1 pseudogene is annotated in these 1,295 nt (G+C 65.4%); it reads right to left on the bottom strand.

Going from position 1 to position 1,295, the window contains the following annotated elements:
* A pseudogene (locus TV39_RS21220) lies at window positions 1-1,052 on the bottom strand (IS110 family transposase); the annotation flags it as partial.
* Between the last annotated feature and the right edge of the window lie 243 nt (window positions 1,053-1,295).

Raw genomic sequence — 1,295 nt, 5'->3', positions numbered from 1 at the left:
CGGGTCTTTGAGGGCCGCGAACGCGGAAAGGTAKAGAGAGTGCGTTTGAGGGCTTTGTTGCCTCTTCGGGAGGCGCGGTCGCCGCGGATGGAGGACCCTGAGCGCCATGTCACCGGTGTCAGGCCGGCGTAGGAGGCCAGGTGCCCGGCGGTGGGGAAGTCTTTGTCGGCGACTTCGGTGAGGATCCGTGCTGCGGTCCTGATGCCGACGGCCGGCAAAGACATCAGGACCTGGTGAAGAGGGTGGGCCTCCACGAGGGCTTCGACCTGGGTGTAGACAGTGGCGCGGCCTTCGTGGATCCTGGCGAGCATGCCCGCCAGTTCCGGCAGGACGATGGTGGCGGCGTTCGTTCCGGTCACGGTCACGGTCTGTTGGTTTAGGGCCTCGATGATTTCATCGGCGAGGCGTTCGCCCATCCGGGGCGCGAGTTTGGTCAGCCGGTTCCCGATCCGGCGCCGGCCTGCGTGGCGAAGCGCTTCGGGTGTCGGCCAGGTCCGCAGCAGATCCAGGACCGCGGGGTGGTCCAGCCGGGGTCCCAGGACGCGTTCGAGTGCCGGGTGGATCTGGGTCAGCAGGCCACGGATCCGGTTCGAGGTGGCGGTGGCCTGTTTGGCCAGGTCATCATCGAAACCGCAGAGCATGCTCAGCTCGGCGATCTGCTCGTCGGCGAGCTGGACCGAGCGCAGGGTATGGGGCATGGAGCGGGCAGCGTCGGCGATGATGAACGCATCCCGGGCGTCCGTTTTGGCTTCCCCGGGGTGCAGGTCCGCGATCCGGCGCATCGCCAAACCCGGAAGGTAGCCGATCAGGGTCCCTGCGGCCTGGGCAACGGCAACCGGGAGCGCGCCGATCGTCGCGGGCTGATCGACCACCAGGAGGATCCGGCCGTGGTGTTCAAGCTCGGCCAGGATCTCCCGGATCCGGGTTTCGTCGTTGGGCAGGGCCCGGTCCAGCAACTTCTTCCCGGCCCGGTCCAAGGCAACAGCATGGTGCTCACCCTTGCCGACATCCAATCCGATGAACACTTCAACGTTTTCGTGGTTCCTGATCACCTGGCGCACCTCCGGTCCTGGACACTGACTACCGTGCCAGCCTGACCATCGGTGTCAGGGCCCCGCACCCACGTTACGCACGACGTTCCTAAACTGTCCTGCCCCTATTAGCGGTCACCCTGCCACCCGCCCGGACCCGGTGACAACACTCTCAGGATCATCCAACAACAGAGCGTGATAATCATGCCGGACCCGGTCAGGCAAGCACACCCACATCCTGCAACAGAACTGGGCTACGAAAAA

The sequence above is a fragment of the Arthrobacter sp. SPG23 genome, assembly GCF_000876655.1.
GTDB lineage: Bacteria > Actinomycetota > Actinomycetes > Actinomycetales > Micrococcaceae > Arthrobacter.
This window is presented reverse-complemented; position numbering and strand designations above follow the sequence as displayed.